The 17,670-nt window shown below is 72.4% G+C and carries 17 protein-coding genes and 1 pseudogene; 13 read left to right on the top strand and 5 right to left on the bottom strand.

Features of this window, described 5'->3' with window-relative positions; translation table 11 throughout:
• Window positions 1-61: 61 nt before the first annotated feature.
• Both AB0F52_RS47925 and ptsP read right to left on the bottom strand, forming a co-directional pair.
• Window positions 62-1,246 carry an IS701 family transposase gene (locus AB0F52_RS47925; RefSeq protein WP_360186099.1) on the bottom strand — a complete coding sequence of 395 codons (1,185 nt, stop codon included), beginning with the start codon at window positions 1,244-1,246 and terminating at the stop codon, window positions 62-64.
• Between the two features lie 52 nt (window positions 1,247-1,298).
• Window positions 1,299-2,867, bottom strand: a pseudogene (gene ptsP / locus AB0F52_RS47920) (phosphoenolpyruvate--protein phosphotransferase).
• A 103-nt stretch (window positions 2,868-2,970) separates the two neighbouring features.
• On the opposite strand from ptsP, the gene AB0F52_RS47915 reads away from it, so the two are divergent.
• The 6 genes from AB0F52_RS47915 to AB0F52_RS47890 all read left to right on the top strand — a co-directional run bounded on the left by AB0F52_RS47915 (window position 2,971) and on the right by AB0F52_RS47890 (window position 8,168).
• Window positions 2,971-3,732, top strand: coding sequence for a DeoR/GlpR family DNA-binding transcription regulator (locus AB0F52_RS47915; protein WP_360186096.1), 762 nt, complete (start codon window positions 2,971-2,973; stop codon window positions 3,730-3,732).
• A complete protein-coding gene (gene pfkB, locus AB0F52_RS47910) occupies window positions 3,729-4,673 on the top strand; it encodes a 1-phosphofructokinase (RefSeq protein WP_360186093.1) in 945 nt (314 codons plus the stop codon). Before AB0F52_RS47915 ends, pfkB begins: the two co-directional genes overlap by 4 nt.
• Window positions 4,670-5,122 carry a fructose PTS transporter subunit IIA gene (locus AB0F52_RS47905; protein WP_360186090.1) on the top strand — a complete coding sequence of 151 codons (453 nt, stop codon included), beginning with the start codon at window positions 4,670-4,672 and terminating at the stop codon, window positions 5,120-5,122. Before pfkB ends, AB0F52_RS47905 begins: the two co-directional genes overlap by 4 nt.
• 2 nt (window positions 5,123-5,124) lie before the next feature.
• Window positions 5,125-6,570, top strand: coding sequence for a fructose-specific PTS transporter subunit EIIC (locus tag AB0F52_RS47900; RefSeq protein ID WP_360186087.1), 1,446 nt, complete (start codon window positions 5,125-5,127; stop codon window positions 6,568-6,570).
• Between the two features lie 11 nt (window positions 6,571-6,581).
• Window positions 6,582-6,860 carry an HPr family phosphocarrier protein gene (locus AB0F52_RS47895; protein ID WP_360186085.1) on the top strand — a complete coding sequence of 93 codons (279 nt, stop codon included), beginning with the start codon at window positions 6,582-6,584 and terminating at the stop codon, window positions 6,858-6,860.
• Window positions 6,861-7,028: 168 nt separating this feature from the next.
• The gene (locus AB0F52_RS47890) at window positions 7,029-8,168 is read left to right on the top strand and encodes a hypothetical protein (RefSeq protein ID WP_360186082.1); all 1,140 of its coding nucleotides are present in this window, start codon (window positions 7,029-7,031) and stop codon (window positions 8,166-8,168) included.
• On the opposite strand, the gene AB0F52_RS47885 is transcribed toward AB0F52_RS47890, so the two are convergent.
• On the bottom strand, window positions 8,119-8,706 hold the full coding sequence (locus tag AB0F52_RS47885; protein ID WP_360186080.1) for a helix-turn-helix domain-containing protein: 588 nt from the start codon (window positions 8,704-8,706) through the stop codon (window positions 8,119-8,121). The two genes, AB0F52_RS47890 and AB0F52_RS47885, sit on opposite strands and share 50 nt — an antisense overlap.
• A 94-nt stretch (window positions 8,707-8,800) precedes the next feature.
• On the opposite strand from AB0F52_RS47885, the gene AB0F52_RS47880 reads away from it, so the two are divergent.
• From AB0F52_RS47880 to AB0F52_RS47855, 6 genes are all read left to right on the top strand, one after another.
• Window positions 8,801-10,084, top strand: a complete 1,284-nt coding sequence (locus tag AB0F52_RS47880) for a cytochrome P450 (protein ID WP_360186077.1) — start codon at window positions 8,801-8,803, stop codon at window positions 10,082-10,084.
• Window positions 10,081-10,971 carry an alpha/beta hydrolase gene (locus tag AB0F52_RS47875; protein ID WP_360186074.1) on the top strand — a complete coding sequence of 297 codons (891 nt, stop codon included), beginning with the start codon at window positions 10,081-10,083 and terminating at the stop codon, window positions 10,969-10,971. The genes AB0F52_RS47880 and AB0F52_RS47875 overlap by 4 nt, the downstream gene beginning before the upstream one ends.
• Complete coding sequence (locus AB0F52_RS47870; RefSeq protein ID WP_360186071.1) at window positions 10,955-11,809, top strand: SDR family oxidoreductase; 855 nt, start codon at window positions 10,955-10,957, stop codon at window positions 11,807-11,809. The genes AB0F52_RS47875 and AB0F52_RS47870 overlap by 17 nt, the downstream gene beginning before the upstream one ends.
• Entirely contained in the window at window positions 11,806-13,281 is a 1,476-nt protein-coding gene (locus AB0F52_RS47865; protein WP_360186068.1) for an NAD(P)/FAD-dependent oxidoreductase, read from the top strand. The genes AB0F52_RS47870 and AB0F52_RS47865 overlap by 4 nt, the downstream gene beginning before the upstream one ends.
• A 33-nt stretch (window positions 13,282-13,314) precedes the next feature.
• The gene (locus AB0F52_RS47860) at window positions 13,315-14,181 is read left to right on the top strand and encodes an NAD(+)/NADH kinase (protein ID WP_013226333.1); all 867 of its coding nucleotides are present in this window, start codon (window positions 13,315-13,317) and stop codon (window positions 14,179-14,181) included.
• A gap of 110 nt (window positions 14,182-14,291) precedes the next feature.
• Window positions 14,292-14,993: a DUF998 domain-containing protein gene (locus tag AB0F52_RS47855; protein WP_103339167.1), complete on the top strand. Its 702-nt coding sequence runs from the start codon at window positions 14,292-14,294 to the stop codon at window positions 14,991-14,993.
• Here AB0F52_RS47855 and AB0F52_RS47850 read toward each other — a convergent pair.
• The gene (locus AB0F52_RS47850; RefSeq protein WP_360186064.1) at window positions 14,975-15,334 is read right to left on the bottom strand and encodes a DNA polymerase ligase N-terminal domain-containing protein; all 360 of its coding nucleotides are present in this window, start codon (window positions 15,332-15,334) and stop codon (window positions 14,975-14,977) included. The genes AB0F52_RS47855 and AB0F52_RS47850 overlap by 19 nt on opposite strands.
• 79 nt (window positions 15,335-15,413) lie before the next feature.
• On the opposite strand from AB0F52_RS47850, the gene AB0F52_RS47845 reads away from it, so the two are divergent.
• Window positions 15,414-16,403, top strand: a complete 990-nt coding sequence (locus AB0F52_RS47845; RefSeq protein ID WP_360186061.1) for a YdcF family protein — start codon at window positions 15,414-15,416, stop codon at window positions 16,401-16,403.
• A 12-nt stretch (window positions 16,404-16,415) separates the two neighbouring features.
• On the opposite strand, the gene AB0F52_RS47840 is transcribed toward AB0F52_RS47845, so the two are convergent.
• Complete coding sequence (locus tag AB0F52_RS47840; RefSeq protein WP_360186058.1) at window positions 16,416-17,630, bottom strand: glycosyltransferase; 1,215 nt, start codon at window positions 17,628-17,630, stop codon at window positions 16,416-16,418.
• Between the last annotated feature and the right edge of the window lie 40 nt (window positions 17,631-17,670).

The raw sequence follows: 17,670 nt of genomic DNA, 5'->3' as shown, positions 1-17,670 counted from the left end.
TGTTGATGACGTCGTCGCCATCGTGACCAGGCCCAGGCGTGGATGCGGTCAGGCAGGTGGGTCAGGTGTGCCAGGAGACGGCGGATTTCGGCGAGGATGAGAGGGATGAGGCCGCTGCCAGGGCTTTTGGGGTGGTCGCTGCGGTGACGGCGAGGTAGGTGTGGGCGAGCATGGCCAGGGTGATGTGTCGGTACCAGGCGTCGTATCGGCGGACCTGGCAATGGTCGAGGCCGACTTCGTTTTTGGCGCTCTGGAAGCATTCTTCGATGGCCCAGCGAGTTCCGGCCACGCGGACCAGTTCGGCGTCTTGGGTGTCCTCGGGGCCGCAGCAGAGATAGTAGGCAAGTTCGGGTTCTTTGTCGGCAGTGGTGATCTGCCGCCGGATAAGTAGCCAGCGGGTCCATCCGGACGGGGTGTGTTCACCGGCGGGAAGGGACGCCACGGCCCAGTCGTAGAGTCGTGGCCCCTTCGCGCCGTCGCCGGCCGAGCGACGTTTCCAGGCTTGTTCCGGTGCCTGCTCGGCGGCATGGTCGGCGCGGGCAGAACCGGTCGTGGCGGGGATGGTCTGGCTGCGGGGAACGGCGACTACATAGCCGATCTGGTGCTGTTCCAGCCATGTCCGGAACTTCGAGTCCTGGCCGTATGCCTCGTCAGCTGTCACCCAGGACGCGGAAACGCCGGCCTCGAGTGCGCGGGCGAGCATGGTCGTGGCCAGCGCCGCTTTCGTGGCGAATTCGACCTCGTCGGGAACGGCGGCGTCGCGGCATCGGGCACGATCGGCGATCCAGGACTTCGGAAGATACAGTTCCCGGTCGATCAGTGTCCGGCCTCGTCCGGTGGCATAGGCCAGAAATACGCCCAGCTGGCAGTTCTCGACCCGACCGGCCGTGCCGGAATACTGCCGCTGCACACCCGCGGACTTGGTTCCCTTCTTCAGAAATCCGGTCTCGTCAACGATCAGCACACCGTCCCGCTCGCCCAGGTGCTTCGCCGCATACGCCCGGACATCATCACGGACACCCTCGGCGTTCCAACTGGCTGCGTTCAGCAGTCGCTGCATCCCATCCGGTGTCGCGTCCCCGGCCACCTCGGCAAGTGTCCACCCGTTCTTGCCCGCCAGCGGCGCCAACAACCCCCGCACATACGCCCGCGCACGCCGACGTGGTTCAGCTCGCGAGAACCGGCCCGCAACCAGCGCAAACAAGTCCTCCAGGCCGGCCGCCCACGCCTCGACATCCGCATCCACGATCACAAGACCAGCAGGCTACACCCACCAATAACGAAGTGCGGCTGGAGTACTAACGCGCGGCCACCGGTCGGCACGCCGCCAGGTCCACCTCGCGCAGCGCCGCGCCCACGCCCGCCAAGGCCGCCGCGTTCATCGACAACGACGTCACACCCAGGCCCACCAGCACCGGCGCCAACGCGGGGTCCGCCGCCGCCTCGCCGCACACGCCCACCGGCTTTCCCGCCTCGGCGCCGGCTTCCGCCACCATGCCCACCAGCCTCAGCAACGCCGGCTGGTGGGGGTCGTTCAACGCCGCCACCGCGCCCAGCTGGCGGTCCGCCGCGAACACGTACTGGGCCAGGTCGTTCGTTCCCAGCGAAACGAAGTCCACCTCCGCGAGGATCGCATCCGCGCACAACGCCGCCGCCGGGATTTCGATCATCACGCCCACCCGCGCGATCCCCGCCGCACGGGCGCGCTCGGCGAACCAGGCCGCTTCCGCCGCCGTGGCCACCATCGGGGCCATCACCGACAGCTCGGCGCCCGTGTCCGCGGCCGCCGCCGTGATCGCCGACAGCTGGCGGTCCAGCAGTTCCGGGCGGTCGAACGCCACCCGGAGGCCGCGGACACCCAAGGCCGGGTTGGGTTCCTCGCCCATCGGCAGGAACGCCAGGGGCTTGTCCGACCCCGCGTCCAGCGTCCGGACGACGACCGGCTTGCCCGCGAACGGGGCCAGCACCGCCGCGTACGCTGCCCGCTGCTCGGCCTCCGTCGGCTCGGAAGCCGCTGACAGGTAACAGAATTCGGTGCGGAACAGACCGACGCCTTCCGCTCCGGCCGCCGCCGCGGCGTGGGCGTCCGCCGCGGAACCGACGTTGCCCAGCAGCTTCACGCGGTGGCCGTCGGCGAGGCGGCCGACGCCGTCCCACACCGGGCGGGACGTCCGGGCCGGCGCCCGCACCGTGCCGTCGGAGGGGGTCACCGTGCCCGCCGAACCGTCGACGGCGAGCCCCGGGCTGTCCAGGTCCAGCACCCCGGCGCACGCGACCACGGCGGGAATGCCCAGCGCCCGCGCCAGGATCGCGGTGTGGCTCGTCGGGCCGCCTTCCGCCGTCACCAGTGCCAGGACCAGGTCCGGGTCGAGCCCGGCGGTGTCGGCCGGGGCGAGGTCACGCGCCACCAGCACGCTCGGCGACGTCAGGTCCGGCACGCCCGGCGGGGCCACGCCCAGCAAGGCCGCGACGATCCGGTCGCGGACGTCGGCGACGTCCCGGGCGCGTTCGGCCATGTAGCCGCCCGCCGCCCGCAGTGCCGTCATGAACTCCCCCGCCGCTTCCCACACCGCTCGCGTCGCCGGGAGCGAACGCGCGTGGACGAGCTTCTCCGCGGACGCGGTCAACGCCGGGTCGGACGCCATGGCGGCCGTCGTCTCCAGGACCGACCGGGCATCTCCGGACACGGAACGGGCACGATCGGACAACGTGGCCGCCACCGCCGTCGCGGCTTACCCGATCTTGCCCGCTTCGGCCTCGAGGTCCGCCGGAGCGGGCGTGGAAGCGGGTTCGGGCAGGTCAGCGGCCACGAGGACACGGGGACCGTCGACCCGCCCGGGGCTGACTCCGACTCCTGACAGCGGCATGGAAGGACCTCCGGAATCAAAGGATCTCGTAACTGGGGATTGACAGTACGGTAACAACGGGCACAATCAAACGGCAACGGGCAAACATCGGAGAGGAACGGGCATGTACGCCGCCGAACGGCACCAGCTCCTGGCGCAACGCGCACGACGCGACGGCCGTGTCGACGTCGGTGACGTCGCCGCCGAACTCGGTGTCGCCCCCGAGACCATCCGACGCGACCTCGGCGTCCTCGAACGCCAAGGCGTGGTCCGCCGCGTCTACGGCGGCGCGGTCGCCGTCGAACGGCTCGACTTCGAACCCGAGGTCGCGCAGCGGGACCAGACCAACGCCGCCGAAAAGGACGCCATCGCCCGGGCCGCGCTGGACCTGGTGCCCGACCGCGGCTCGATCCTGCTCGACGCCGGCACCACGACCAGCAGGCTCGCGACGCTGCTGCCCGCCGACCGCGAGCTGACGGTGATCACCAACTCGATCCCGGTCGCCTCGATCCTCGCCACCCGGCCGGGCATCACGCTGCACATCCTGGGCGGCCGCGTCCGCGGGACGACGCTCGCCGCGGTCGAAACCTGGACGCTGCGCGCCCTCGAGGGCCTGCTCGTCGACGTCGCTTTCCTCGGCGCCAACGGCTTTTCGGCCGAGCACGGCTGCACGACGCCGGACATGGCCGAGTCCGCCGTGAAGGCCGCCGTGGTCGCCGCCGCCCGCAAGAGGGTGCTGCTGGCCGACCACAGCAAGTACGGCACCGACCAGCTCAGCCGCTTCGCGCGGCTGGCCGAGATCGACGTCCTGGTCACCGACAGCGGCATCGACGCGGGCGCGGTGGCCGAACTCGAAGAAGCGGGCCCGGAGGTGGTGCTGGCGTGATCGTCACCGTGACCCCCAACCCGAGCCTCGACCGGACCGCGCGGCTGGCCGAGCTGCGCCGCGGCGAGGTGAACCGGGCCGAAGCCGTCCGGCTCGACCCGGGCGGCAAAGGCGTGAACGTCGCCCGCGCGCTGGCCGCCGCCGGGACCCCGACCGTCGCGCTGCTGCCTGCCGGCGGCCCCGTCGGCGAGCGGCTGGCCGACCTGCTCGCGCCCGAAGGCGTCCCGGTCGTCGCCGTGCCGATCGCCGGGTCGACCCGCAGCAACATCACGCTCGTCGAAGCCGACGGGACCACGACGAAGATCAACGAGCCGGGCCCCGAGATCTCCCCCGCCGAACTCGCCACCCTCGAACGCCGCGCCGTCGAACTGGCCGCGCGCGGCGAATGGCTGGTGTGCTGCGGCAGCCTCCCCGCCGGCGTGCCCGACGACTTCTACGCCCGGCTGACGAAGCTCGCCCGCGAAGCCGGAGCGAAGGTCGCCGTCGACTCTTCCGGCGCGCCGCTCGCCGCCGCCTGCGCGGCCGGCCCCGACCTGCTCAAGCCCAACCTCGACGAGCTGATCGAGCTCGCCGGCCGCCCGCTCCCGCTGCTCGGAGACGTCGTCGCGTTCTGCCGGGAGCTGATCTCCGGCGGCGTCGGCCGCGTGCTGGTCAGCCTGGGCGCGCGCGGCGCGGTGCTCGTCGAGGAGACCGGAACCTGCCACGCGCTCGGCCCGCTTGTGGCCGTGCGCAGCACCGTCGGCGCCGGAGACGCCGCACTCGCCGGGTTCCTCCACGCGGGAGGAACCGGCCCCCAAGCCCTGCGCGCCGCGGTCGCCTACGGCACCGCCGCGGTCACGCAGGAGGGCAGCCGCATGCCCACCCCGCAGGACGTGCACCCCGACCAGGTGCGCGTGCTCGACGCCGACCCCACCTTCACCCTCAGCGGAGCCGCCGCATGACCACCCCAGACCTGATCACCGCCGACCTGGTCGACCTCGGCCTCGACGCCGCCGACAAGCAGACCGCCATCCGCGGCCTCGCGCAGCGGCTCGTCGACGCCGGGCGGGTGACCGACCTCGACCTGTTCCTGAAGGACGTCGCCGCCCGCGAAGAGCAGATGGCCACCGGGCTCGAAGGCGGCATCGGCATCCCGCACTGCCGCTCGGCCGCGGTGACCGCGCCGACGCTGGCGTTCGGCCGCAGCGACGCGGGCATCGACTTCGGCGCGCCGGACGGCCCGGCGAAGCTGATCTTCCTCATCGCCGCGCCGGAAGGCGGGGGCAGCGGCCACCTCAAGGTCCTCGCCGCCCTCGCCCGGCGGCTGGTCCGGGCGGAGTTCAAGCGGAACCTGCTGGACGCCACCGACGCCGCCGCCCTCGCCGAGTACATCCGCCAGGAGGTGGCCTGATCATGAAGTTCGTCGCCATCACCGCCTGCCCCACCGGGATCGCCCACACCTACATGGCGGCCGAGTCGCTGGAGCAGACCGCCAAGGCCAACGGCGACGAGATCGTCGTCGAGACCCAGGGGTCGGCCGGGTCCGAACCGCTGTCCGCCGAGGACATCGCGAGCGCGGACGCCGTCATCTTCGCCGCGGACCTCGCGGTGCAGGGCCGGGACCGCTTCGCCGGGAAGCCGATCGTCGAGGCGCCGGTCAAGGCCGCGATCAACGACGCGGCCGGGCTGTTCGAGCGCGCCAAGGCCGCCGCCCGCGAGCCCGTCACGCCCGCCACCCCGGAACTCACCTCGAAGGTCGGCGCGAACGACAACGCCGGGACCAAGATCCGCCAGTGGCTGATGACCGGCGTCAGCTACCTGATCCCGTTCGTCGCCGCGGGCGGCCTGCTCATCGCGCTGAGTTTCGCACTCGGCGGCTACAAGATCGTCGACGCGCCGAAGGTCACCGAGCACTTCGACGCGGGTTCGGTCGCCGGCTGGGCCGCGCTGATGTTCCAGATCGGCAGCGCGGCGTTCGACTTCCTGGTCCCGGTGCTGGCCGGGTTCATCGCCTTCGCGATGGCCGACCGCCCGGCGATCGCCCCCGGTTTCGTGGGTGGCGCGATCGCCGTCACCGTCGGGGCCGGCTTCCTCGGCGGCCTCGTCGCCGGTCTCTTGGCCGGTGGCGTCGTGCTGGCGCTGAAGAAGATCCAGGTGCCGAAGCCGATGCGGGGCATCATGCCGGTGGTGGTGTACCCGCTGCTCGGGTCCATTGTGGTCGGTGTGCTGATGTACGTCGTGGTCGGCAAGCCGATCGCGGCGGCCACGACGGGCCTGACGAACTGGCTCAACAGCCTCAGCGGCGTCAGCGCGCTGCTGCTGGGCGCGTTGCTCGGCCTGATGATGGCCTTCGACATGGGTGGCCCGGTCAACAAGGCCGCGTACGCCTTCGCCGTCGGCGGCCTGACCACCGGCGCGACCGCGTCGCTGCAGATCATGGCCGCGGTGATGGCGGCCGGGATGGTGCCGCCGCTGGCCCTGGCGCTGGCGTCGACGGTCCGCAAGAAGCTGTTCACCGAGGCCGAACGCGAGAACGGCCGGGCGGCCTGGCTGCTGGGCGCGTCGTTCATCACCGAGGGCGCGATCCCGTTCGCCGCGGCGGACCCGTTCCGGGTGATCCCGTCGATCATGCTCGGTTCGGCGGTCACCGGCTCGCTGTCGATGGCTTTCGGCACGACGCTGCGCGCCCCGCACGGCGGGATCTTCGTGCTCCCGCTGATCGGCAACCCGCTGCTGTTCCTGGTGGCATTGATCGCCGGGACGCTGGTCGCCGCCGGGTCGGTGATCGCGCTCAAGCAGGTCCGCTTCCGGGCGGCCGAGCGCTCGGCCGCCGTTTCCAGCCAGCCGGTCAACGCGTGAAGGAGTCCACTGTGTACCAACGCCGCACGCTCGTCGCCAGCAGCGTCGGGCTCCACGCCCGCCCGGCGGGCCTGGTCGCTCGCACGGCGGCCGGCCAGCCCGCGAAGGTGACGATCGCCAAGATCACGGCCGGCGTCCCCGGTGACCCCGTCGACGCGGCCAGCGTCCTGGGGTTGATGACCCTGGGCGCGGCCTTCGGCGACGAGGTCGAGCTGACCGCCGAGGGCGACGCGGCCCGGGAGTCCGTCGACGCACTGGCCGAGCTGATCGCCCAGGACCTGGACGCCTGAGCGCCGCCGCGGCTCCGATCGCCCACGACCGGAGCCGCGGCCGGCATCACTCACATGACCATCGGCCCCTGCGCCCCGTGAAGAGCTGCTGGGCCGTTGGCGCGATGTCGATCGGCATCGGTGTGAACGCCGCTGACATGCGCTTCGGCAGTCGTTCACCGTGAAGGAATGGCTGATTCGCTCGAGCACTTGGCCGGGCGCCTCCTGATCCAGTGCCGGCCGGCCGACGCCGAAGTCGTCCTGGCGATCGCGAAGGAATACGAGGCCGGGATCGTGCTGACCGGGACATCACCGGAAGCCGCGGTTCGCCGCCTTCGCGGCCAGGGGTTCGACGGCCCGATCCTCTGTGACGCCGACCGGTACTCCGGCAAGAAACGGGCATGGGCGAGCCGGGGCACCCACCCGGCGTGGTGCCGCCGTCAACGTGACCTCGAGCTGATCCCCTTGACCGACTCGGGATATCTGCCCCCGCGCAACCTGATCGGGCTTCGCACGATCCTCCGTGCGGCGGCCCGGGAACCGCAGCCGGTCATCGCCGTGCTGCCGCTGGCCGCGCGCTGGTTCGCCAAACCGGCGATCTGCGACGCCCTCACCCGCGAAATCAACGGCTTCGGCGTCCCGGTCGCCCTGGTCCTCGAACACGCCAAAGACCCGTTCGGCGCTCAGTACGTGTTGCGCGGCTTCCTCCGCCTCCTGGCGAACTCCACCGTGCGGGTCGTGCTCTTGCGCTCCGACGTCTCCGCGATCGGCGTTCTCTGTCACGGCGCGCACGCCGCTGCGATGGGTACCACCAGCGCCCTTCGCCACCTGTACCCGGTCACGGCACGAGGTGGAGCGCCTCGGCCGGGTGTCTCCCCCTTCGTCACCCGGCTGCTCGGATATCACCGGCTCGAGACCTGTACGGACCTCTTCGCCGAAACGCCGGACATGGCGCATCTCTGGGCCTGCCCCTGCCCGATCTGCGAAGGAGCGGCTCCCGACTGGCTCGAAGATGCCGACTGGCCGGCCGAAGCCGCCTTCTGCCACTCGCTGCACTGCGTGTTCGCGCTCAGGGCCGAGCTTGCCCGTCATTGCCACACGCGCGAGCAGCTCCTCAGTGCCTGGCACGAAGCCTGCAGTCATGCGCTCTTCGTCCACGACCAGCTCGCGGAGACCATGAAACGCTGGAACAGACCGGCGAACCTCCGCAGCTGGTACGCGGTCACCGCTGATCCCTTGCCGCATCGCACCGCCGGCATCCCGCCACAGCCCGGAGCCGTCAGGCGGGGCCGAGCAGGGCGATCGACGCCCGCACCGCGAGCTCGGTGACATCCCCGGCCCGGCCGCCGTCCTCCACGGTCGTCGCGATCAGCTCGCGCAACCCGCCCAGCAGCATGATCGACAGCTGCCGCGAAGGCGGGGTGATGCCCGCCGCGCGCATCTCCGGGGTGTCCGTCAAGCGCTGGGTCATCGCGATGAACCCCTCCATCGCGTCACGCTGCAGTTCACGGGCCGGCGCGCCCAACGCGGGGACGTCCCGGATCCAGCTCAGCGTGATCGCCGGCTCCGACTCCGCGCAGCCGATCCACGCTTCGATCGCTTGCCGCACCTGGACGGCCCACGGCGCGCGCGGGTCCACCGCCTCGGAAATCTGCCGGATCATCGACCGGTTCGCCTCCGCGAGGAGGGCGATCAAGCACTCTTCGCGGCTGGAGAAGTGCTCGTAGAACGTCCGCCGGGACGTGCGGGCGCGGCGGACGACGTCGGCCACGGTCGTGTCGCGGAAGCCGGCCTCGGTGATCGATTCGGCCAGCCCGTCCAAGAGGCGCTGGCGGAATCGGCGGGTGTCGACATCCACGGAAGTCACGCTATACCCCCTCCTCTTGAAACCGGATGGTACACCGGCGTACCGTACCGACGGTACGCTCGCGTACCACCTTCCGGGAGGGTCGATGACGACCATGACACGCCTCGCAGTGCTGCCGCCGGGGCCCACCGCGCCCCGCGCCGTCCAGGGCGCCTATGCCCTGACGCAGCCCCTGCGCGGCATGCGGCGGCTCAAAGAACGCTACGGGGACGCCTTCACGGTGAACGTGCCGATCTTCGGCAACGCCGTGGTGATCAGCGGCCCCGCCGAGATCAAGCAGCTGTTCACCTCCGGACCCGAGCTCGTCGACAACCTCGAGGTCAACCTCGGGCGCGTGCTCGGCTCCCGGTCGATGTTCGCGCTGTCCGGCGACGAGCACAAACGGCAGCGCAAGCTCCTGGTTCCGCCGTTCCACGGACGGCGGCTGGCGGCGTACGAGAAGATCGTCGAGGAAGAAACCGCGCGCGAACTGGCGAGCTGGCCCGAAGACCAGGCGTTCGCCACGCTGCCGTCGATGATGCGGATCACCCTCAACGCCATCCTCCGCGCCGTCTTCGGCGCCGAAGGGGCCGAGTTCGCCGAGCTGCGCGAGCTGCTCCCGCCGTTCGTCACCCTCGGCTCCCGGCTGGCCGTGCTGCCGATCACCAAGAAAGGCCGCTTCAACCCGTGGCGCCGCTTCGAACGGATGCGCCGCGAGTACGACGCGATCGTCGACCGGCTGATCGCCAAAGCCGGGCCGGACGGCGACGACGTCCTCTCGATGCTGCTGCAGACCCGCTACGACGACGGGTCGGGACTGAGCCGCGAAGAGATCTCCGACCAGCTCCTCACCCTGCTCACCGCCGGGCACGAGACGACGGCGACCACCCTGGCCTGGGCCGTCGAGCGCCTCCGCCGTCACCCCGCGCTGCTGGCGGAACTGCGAGACGACGACGGAAAGCTGCTCGACGCCACGATCCTCGAGGTCCAGCGCACCCGGCCGGTCATCGACCTCACCGCCCGGCAGGTCAAGCAGGACGGCTTCCGGCTCGGCCGGTGGACGCTGCCGAAGGGGTACGCGGTGCTCGTCAGCATCGCGCTGATCCACGACGACGACGCCGTCTTCCCCCACGCCGCCGCCTTCGACCCGCACCGCTTCGCCGGCGCGCGCCCGGATCTCTCCCAGTGGATCCCGTTCGGCGGCGGCACCCGCCGCTGCCTCGGCGCCGCCTTCGCGACCATGGAGATGACCGTCGTGCTGCGAACCCTGCTGCGGGACTTCACTCTGGTTCCGACGAGCGAGCCCGGCGAACGCTGGCACTCGCGGGGCGTGGCCTACGCCCCGGCCAAGGGCGGCCGCGCGATCGTGCGCCGCCGGACCACCGGAGGAGATTCGTGACCGACCAGATCGCCGACGCCGGCCGGGGCATTTCCCTGGCCTACGAGCGGATCGGGGACACCGGCGCCGAGCCGCTGGTCCTCGTCGCCGGCCTGGGCCAGCAGCTGCACAGCTGGCCGGACGCCTTCTGCGCGAAGCTCGCCGAACGCGGGTACGAGGTCATCCGGTTCGACAACCGCGACGCCGGCCGTTCCACGCACCCGCGCTTCCGGCCGCCGACCCTGCTCGGCATGCTCGCGGGCCGGTTCCCCGCGCAGCAGTACGACCTCACCGACATGGCCGCCGACACCGTCGGCCTGTTCGACGCCCTCGACCTCGAGACCGCGCACATCGCGGGCGTCTCCATGGGCGGCATGATCTCCCAGACCACGGCCGCGTTGTACCCGGAGCGGATCCGCACCCTGACGTCGATCATGTCGACGACCGGGTCGCGCGTGCTCGGCCGGCCCGCGCTTTCGACGTTGCGGATGATGGGCGCGAAGCCGCCGAAATCCCGGGAGGAGGCGGTCGAAAGCGCCGTCCGGATGTTCCGCCACATCGGCTCGCACGGCTTCCCGTTCGACGAGACCCGGGTCCGCGAGCTGGCCGGGACGGGCTGGGACCGCGACCCGACGGCCGGCGGTGTGGGCCGCCAGCTCGCCGCCATCATGAAGTCCGGCAACCGGACGCCGCTGCTGCGCAAGATCACCGCGCCGACGCTGGTGATCCACGGCGACCGCGACCGGATGGTCCACCCCACCGGCGGTGCGGCCACCGCGCGCGCCATCCGGGGCGCCCGCCTCGAAACCGTCCGCGGGATGGGCCACGACCTGCCCCAAGGCGCGTGGTCCACGGTGCTCGACCTCATCGACCAGCACGCGAGGAGCAGCGATGTCCCGGCCCCGTGAACGGCACAGCCTCACCGGCCGCCCGGTGGTCATCACCGGCGCGGCGTCCGGCATCGGCCGCGCGCTGGCCACCCGGCTGTCCCGGCTCGGCTCGCCGGTCGCCCTCGCCGACGTCGACGAAGACGGCCTGAAGGCCACCGCGGCCGCGCTGCCCGGCCGGGTGCTGATTCGCGTCCTCGACGTCCGTGACGCGCAGGACCAGCTGCGGTTCGCCGCCGAGGTCCGCGAGTGGCTCCCGGCGCCCCTCGCCGCGGTGTTCAACAACGCCGGTGTCGCGGTGACTTCGTCCGTGCTCGACGCGGTGGCCGAGGACGACGACTGGCTGCACGACATCGACTTCCGCGGGGTGCTCCACGGGACGCGGGCGTTCCTGCCGGTCCTCGTCGAGCAGGGCGAAGGCGCGATCGTGAACACCTCCAGCGTCTACGGCCTGCTCGGGATGCCGTACCAGAGCGCCTACTGCGCGGCGAAGTTCGCCGTCCGCGGCTTCACCGAGTCCCTGCGGCAGGAACTGCGCGGCACCGACGTCCGCGCGGTGACCGTGCACCCGGGCGGCATCACGACGAACATCGCGCGCAACGCCCGCGTGCGCCGCGACCCCCAGGGCCTCGGGCGCACCCACGAGCAGATGGCGGCCCAATTCGAGGCGATGACGATGACGTCGCCGGAGAAAGCCGCGGCGATCATCCACGCCGGCGTCGACCGCGGGAAGGCCCGGATCTTGGTCGGCCCGGACGCCTACCTGTTCGACGCGCTCGCCCGCATCACACCGACCCACTACAACGCCGTGCTGACGCGCGTCATGCGGCGAGCCCGGCGGACGGAGACCGTGTCATGACCGAACACCTCGACGTGCTGATCGTCGGCGCCGGGCTGTCCGGCGTCGGCGCGGCCCACCACCTGCGCACGGCGTTCCCGCGCAAGAGCTACGCGATCCTCGAAGCCCGCGACGCGATCGGTGGCACGTGGGACCTGTTCCGCTACCCCGGCGTGCGATCCGACTCGGACATGCAGACCCTCGGCTACCGGTTCCGGCCGTGGACCGACGCGAAGGCCATCGCGGACGGGCCGTCGATCCTGCGGTACGTCCGCGACACCGCCGCCGACGCGGGGATCGATCGGCACATCCGGTTCGGGCACCGGGTGCTCCGCGCCGAGTGGTCCACGGAGGACGCGCGGTGGACCGTCGAGGCCGAGCACGACGGGCAGCCGGTCGAGTTCACCGCGAAGTTCCTGTACCTGTGCAGCGGCTACTACGACTACGCGGCCGGGCACACGCCGGCGTTCCCCGGTCTCGAGAACTTCGGCGGCACCGTCGTCCACCCGCAGCACTGGCCCGAGGACCTCGACTACACCGGCAAGAAGGTCGTCGTCATCGGCAGCGGCGCCACCGCGGTCACGCTCGTCCCGGCGATGACCGACCGCGCCGCGCACGTGACGATGCTGCAGCGCTCCCCCACCTACATCCTCTCGCTGCCGTCGGAGGACGCGCTGGCCAACCGGCTGCGCAAGGTGCTCGGCCCGAAGCTGGCGTACCCGATCGCGCGCTGGAAGAACGTTGCGGTGAGCACGCTGATCTACCAGCTCAGCCGGCGCCGCCCGGCGGTGGTGAAGGCGATGATCCGCAAGGCGACCGCGAAGCAGCTGCCGCCCGGGTACGCCGTCGACACCCACTTCAAGCCGCAGTACCAGCCCTGGGACCAGCGGCTGTGCCTGGTCCCGGACGGCGATCTCTTCCGGTCCATCCGGCGCGGCGACGCCTCGATCGTCACCGACCGGATCGCGGAGTTCACCGAGCGGGGTATCCGGCTCGAATCGGGCGACGAGCTCGAGGCGGACGTCGTCGTCACCGCGACCGGGCTGCGGCTGCTCGCCTTCGGCGGCATCGAGCTGGCGGTGGACGGCGCCCCGGTGAAGCTGCCGGAAACCCTGGCCTACAAGGGCATGATGCTCAGCGGCGTACCGAACTTCGCCTTCACGATCGGCTACACGAACGCGTCGTGGACGCTCAAGGCCGACCTGGTCGGCGAGTACGTCGTCCGGCTGCTGCGCCACCTCGACCGGCACGGCTACGACCGGTGCGTGCCGGTCAACGACGACCCGGCGGTCACCGAGCGGCCGCTGCTGGACTTCGACGCCGGGTACGTGCAGCGGTCCATCGACGAGTTCCCGAAGGCGGGTTCCCGGGCGCCGTGGCAGCTGGGCATGAGCTACGCGCACGACGTCGTCAAGCTGCGGCACGGCCGGATCGACGACGGCGCGCTGCGTTTCTCGCGGCGCCGGGCGGGAGCGGGCAGACTGAGCGCATGACGCTCGGTACCTCGCCCGCCCAGGGCCGCTGACATGCACTCCGCAGGCCTCGTGCTGCACCCCCGCCGCGACTCCGCGGCCGCCGTCGAAGCCGTCCTCGGCTGGGCGAGCAACCGGAACATCGAAATCCTCGGCATCGCCGACGAGATCGTCCGGCTGAACTGCGCCGCGATCGGGGTGACACCCGAGGAGCTCGGCCGCCGCTCCGACCTGGTGGTCAGCCTGGGCGGCGACGGCACGATGCTGCGGGCCATGCGGCTGGCCGACGGGCAGCGCGCGCCGGTGCTCGGGGTGAACCTCGGCAAGCTCGGCTTCCTGGCCGAGGTCGACGTCCCCGACCTGCCCGGCGCGCTCTCGGCCATCGACGGCCACCAGTTCACGGTGGAACCGCGGCTGGCCGTGGACGCCGTGCTGCAGGGGCGGAAGATCACGGCGTTCAACGACATCGCCGTGGTGCGGGTGCCCGGCGACGGCAGCGCGGTGGTCGCCGTCCGCGTCGGCGGCCAGCCGTTCGTGAGCTACTCGGCCGACGCGGTGGTCGTCGCGACCCCGACCGGCTCGACGGCGTACAGCTTCTCGGCGGGCGGCCCGATCACCAGCCCGGCGGTGGAGGCCCTGCTGGTGACGCCGGCGGCGCCGCATTCGGCGTACAGCCGGGGCGTGGTGCTCTCGGTGCACGACGAGGTGACCCTGGAACTGCTGCCGACCAGCGGCCGGCTGGCGGTGGAGGTCGACGGCCAGGTCGAGGGGTACGTCTCCCCCGGCGAACGGCTCGACCTGCGCGGCCGGCCGAGCGCGGCGCGGGTGGTCCGGCTCGGGATGACGACGTTCTACCAGCGGGCGCGGCGCAAGCTGCGGCTCACGGATTCGGCCGAGATCCCGCAGGACGGCGACCACTGACGGTGTCCTGCGTCACAGCGCGGGTGCGTCGGCAATGGTCACGGAAAGGTCACGGGTAGCGTCCGCGCCTGCGCCTGAACCAGCCGAACCGTCCCGGAGTGTTTCCCCACATGCTGTGTCCCGCACCCGTCCGTCCCCGCCTGCGCGCCCGCCTGCTCGTACCCGGCGCCCTCGCCGCCTTCGCCGGCGCCGTCGTCCTGCTCGCCGTGCTGCACGTCGACCGGCGGCTCGCGCCCCTCGACCCGGTCAGCACGATGCTCAGCGACTACGCGCTGAGCGCGGGCCGCTGGCTGTGGGACGGCGCGCTCCTGCTCACCAGCACGGGATCGGCGCTGCTGCTGGTCGCGCTCTACCGCCGTGGCCTGCTGGCCAACCCGGCGCTGGTGGCGGCGAAGGCGCTGTGGTGCGTCAGTCTCCTGGCGGTCGCGGTGTTCGCGAAGGATCCGCAGGGTGGCGCCGTCACCGCGACGGGCAAGATCCACCTGTACGCCTCGGCGGTGACCTGCCTGAGCCTGCCGGTCGTCGGCTGGGCGCTGGGGCGGCGGCACCGCGACGACCCGCGCTGGCGGCGTTTCGCGACCTGGTCGCGGCGGCTGGCGCTGGCGGCGATCCCGTTCTACCTGCCGTTCATCGTCCCGTTCGCGGTGAACGTCGTGCTCGGCGGTCACCTGCCCACCGTGGCGACCGGCCTGGTCGAGCGGCTGATGATGGTCCTGGAGATCGCCTTGCTGGGCGTCCTGGGTCACTGGGCGCACCGGGCGATGCCGGCCGGGGTCCGGTTCCGGCCGCGTGCTCAGGTGTCGCCCGGCTGATCGCGGGTGCGGTGCAGGAGCCAGTCGCGGGCGGTGTGGATCAGCGCGTACCGCACCGCGCCCGCTCGGCCGTGCAGGGTGAACAGGATGCGCTTGGCCGTCCGGTCGTGCTCCTCCCACCAGCCCGTGTCGGCGATCTTCTTCGTCTCGTCCTCGTAGCCGAGGTGGTCGAGCGCGTGGTCGGGCACGGCGACGGCGAGCCGGTCGGCGCCGGAGTCCGGCGGGAGGCCGCGCGGGACCGCCCAGGAGCGCAGCACGCCGTCCTCCTCCAGCCGCAGGTCGAAGTGGTGCCGCGGGCGAAAGTGCTCGTGCAGCACGAACGCCGGTCGCTGATCGCTCACGGCGTTCACCATGCCAGATCACCCGTCCGGGTAAGCCCGGCTAGGTTGGGGATCCACAGGGGATTCCAGGGAGGCCGGGGTGACCGTCGCCGGTGGGGTGCTGCCGGTCGCCGCCGGCGTGGCCCTCGTCGTGTTCGCCGCGCGGCTGGCGCGCGAACCGCGGCGGCTGGGCAACGCCGTCTGGCTCGGCGTGGCGCTCCTGCTGACCGCGCTCTGGCTGCTGCGCGCGGCGCTGCACCTGGAGTGGCTGACGCCGGTGCTGCTCGGGTTGCTGGGCGTCTTCGCGGTGCTCGTCGCCCTGGTGCTGCCGACCGCGCTGATCGCCAACGGCGTGCGGATGTGGCGGCGGGAAGGCCGCAGCGCCGGGAACCTGCTGTCGCTCGGCCTCGGCGCCGGCCTGGTCACGCTGGAAGCGCTGACCTTCGCCCCGCTCGGCCGGTGGGGTTCGGCTTTGGTGGCCATCGCCGTCGTGCTGACCGGCTACTTCGGGTTCCTCTTCCTGTCGCTGCTCGTCTATTCGGTGGTGTACAGCCGGATCGGCCGCCGCGGCGGGTTCGACGCGATCATCGTGCTCGGCTGCGGCCTCGACGGCGAGCGCGTGCCGCCGCTGCTCGCCGGGCGGCTCGAACGCGCGATCCGCCTCCACGACCGGGAGCAGGCACCGCCGCTGCTGGTCGTTTCGGGCGGACGGGGTCCCGGCGAGACGATCTCCGAAGCCGAAGCCATGCACGCCTACCTGCGGGACCGCGGCGTCCCGGACGACCGCATCCGGCGCGAGGACCGGGCCCGCACGACCGAGGAGAACCTCCGGTTCTCGGCCGCGCTGCTCCCCACCGGGGCGCGGCGGGTGGTCGCGGTGACCAGCAGCTACCACGTGTTCCGGGCGGCGGTGGAGTGCCGCCGGCTCGGCCTGCCGTTCCACGCGACGGGCGCGCCGACGGCCCGCTACTTCCTGCCGAGCGCGCTGCTGCGCGAGTTCGCGGCGCTGATCCTGCACTACCGCCGGACGACGATCGCGGCGTGCGTGGTGATCGTCGGCGCGGGCCTCCTGCTGACGATCTTCGCCTGAGCCGCGGACCACCTAGCCCGCACGCAGGACCGAGCACGCGCGGGCCACGCCGTCCTCGGCCCGCAGGCGCGCGCCGACGTACTGCGCGCCCCGCCGGAACAGCGGGTTCTCCGTCAGCTCCCGCAGCCGCGCGGTCAGCGATCCGACGTCGAGTTCCTCGAGCGGCAGCGGTCTCGGACCGGCGCTCAGCCGCGCCACCCGGTCGCCCCAGTAGGGCTGGTCGGAGAAGACGGGGCAGACCAGCGCCGGCACCCCGGCCCGCAGCCCGGCGGCGGTGGTCCCGGCACCGCCGTGGTGGACGACGGCGGCGGTGCGCGGGAACAGCCAGTCGTGCGGGACGTCCCCGGCGATCAGCAGGTCATCGGCGCCGGCCCCGGTGCTGAGGACGCCGCGCAGCCCGGCGCGGCGCAACGCCGTGGTGACGACGTCGTACGTCCGCTCGGCGTCGGCCGACTGCATGCTGCCGAAGCTGGCGTACACCGGCGGCGGTCCCGCGGCGAGGAAGTCGCGCAGCCGCGGGTCCGGGCGCGGGCGCGCGGTGTCGAGGAACCAGTAGCCGGTGACGTGCACGCGGGCGGGCCAGTCGGGCGGCCGCGGCACGACGGCGTCGGAAAATCCGCACAGCACGGGCGAAGAGCGCCGCGGCCCGCGTCGTCCGGCCTTCGGCAGGCCGAGCGTCTCGACGCGCCAGCGGTCGACTTCGGGCCGCAGGACCTGCCAGGCGAAGGCGTCGACGGCGGTGAAGCTGAGGTGCCGTCCCCACGGGCCGAGCCGGGCCGCCTGCGGCAGGAGCGGGTGCGCGAAGGCCCGCGTCGGGACGCTGGGCTGGTAGTGCAGCTCGACGTCGGGGACGCCGAGGTGGGCACCCAGGTGCGTGCCGAGGAAGCCGAGTGAGGGGGCGAGCACGAGGTCGGCCCCGACGGCGCCGGCGTGGACGTCGGCGAGGAGCCGGTCGAGCACGGGCCGCAGGACGGCCCGCAGCCCGGCGAGGAAGCTCCGGCGGCTGCCGGCGGTCCACGCTCGCCCGGCGGCCGAGCCGAGGATGGCGGCGGGATCGGCCGAGAGGGGCGCGAAGCCGAGCCCGTGGGCTTCGGCGAGCGCCCGAAAGCCGGGCGCGGCGAGCAAGCGCACCCGATCGCCATCGGCGGCCAGGCCACGGCCGAGAGCGACACACGGCTGGACGTCGCCGCGCGAGCCTGGAGCGACGATCACGACCAGGCGGCTCATCGCTTCGCTCCGTCCCGGCGGCGGGGAAGACTCGGCCGGC

Source organism: Amycolatopsis sp. NPDC024027 (assembly GCF_040638975.1).
Lineage (GTDB): Bacteria > Actinomycetota > Actinomycetes > Mycobacteriales > Pseudonocardiaceae > Amycolatopsis.
The sequence above is the reverse complement of the archived record's forward strand: the minus strand, read 5'-3'. Positions and strand labels throughout refer to the sequence as shown.

Bases quoted from the DNA above. Each gene is read 5' to 3' on its own strand.
- AB0F52_RS47915 (WP_360186096.1), top strand. From the start codon at position 2,971: ATGTACGCCGCCGAACGGCACCAGCTCCTGGCGCAACGCGCACGACGC.
- AB0F52_RS47905 (WP_360186090.1), top strand. From the start codon at position 4,670: ATGACCACCCCAGACCTGATCACCGCCGACCTGGTCGACCTCGGCCTC.
- AB0F52_RS47900 (WP_360186087.1), top strand. From the start codon at position 5,125: ATGAAGTTCGTCGCCATCACCGCCTGCCCCACCGGGATCGCCCACACC.
- AB0F52_RS47890 (WP_360186082.1), top strand. From the start codon at position 7,029: ATGGCTGATTCGCTCGAGCACTTGGCCGGGCGCCTCCTGATCCAGTGC.
- AB0F52_RS47880 (WP_360186077.1), top strand. From the start codon at position 8,801: ATGACACGCCTCGCAGTGCTGCCGCCGGGGCCCACCGCGCCCCGCGCC.
- AB0F52_RS47870 (WP_360186071.1), top strand. From the start codon at position 10,955: ATGTCCCGGCCCCGTGAACGGCACAGCCTCACCGGCCGCCCGGTGGTC.
- AB0F52_RS47865 (WP_360186068.1), top strand. From the start codon at position 11,806: ATGACCGAACACCTCGACGTGCTGATCGTCGGCGCCGGGCTGTCCGGC.
- AB0F52_RS47860 (WP_013226333.1), top strand. From the start codon at position 13,315: ATGCACTCCGCAGGCCTCGTGCTGCACCCCCGCCGCGACTCCGCGGCC.
- AB0F52_RS47855 (WP_103339167.1), top strand. From the start codon at position 14,292: ATGCTGTGTCCCGCACCCGTCCGTCCCCGCCTGCGCGCCCGCCTGCTC.
- AB0F52_RS47840 (WP_360186058.1), bottom strand. From the start codon at position 17,630: ATGAGCCGCCTGGTCGTGATCGTCGCTCCAGGCTCGCGCGGCGACGTC.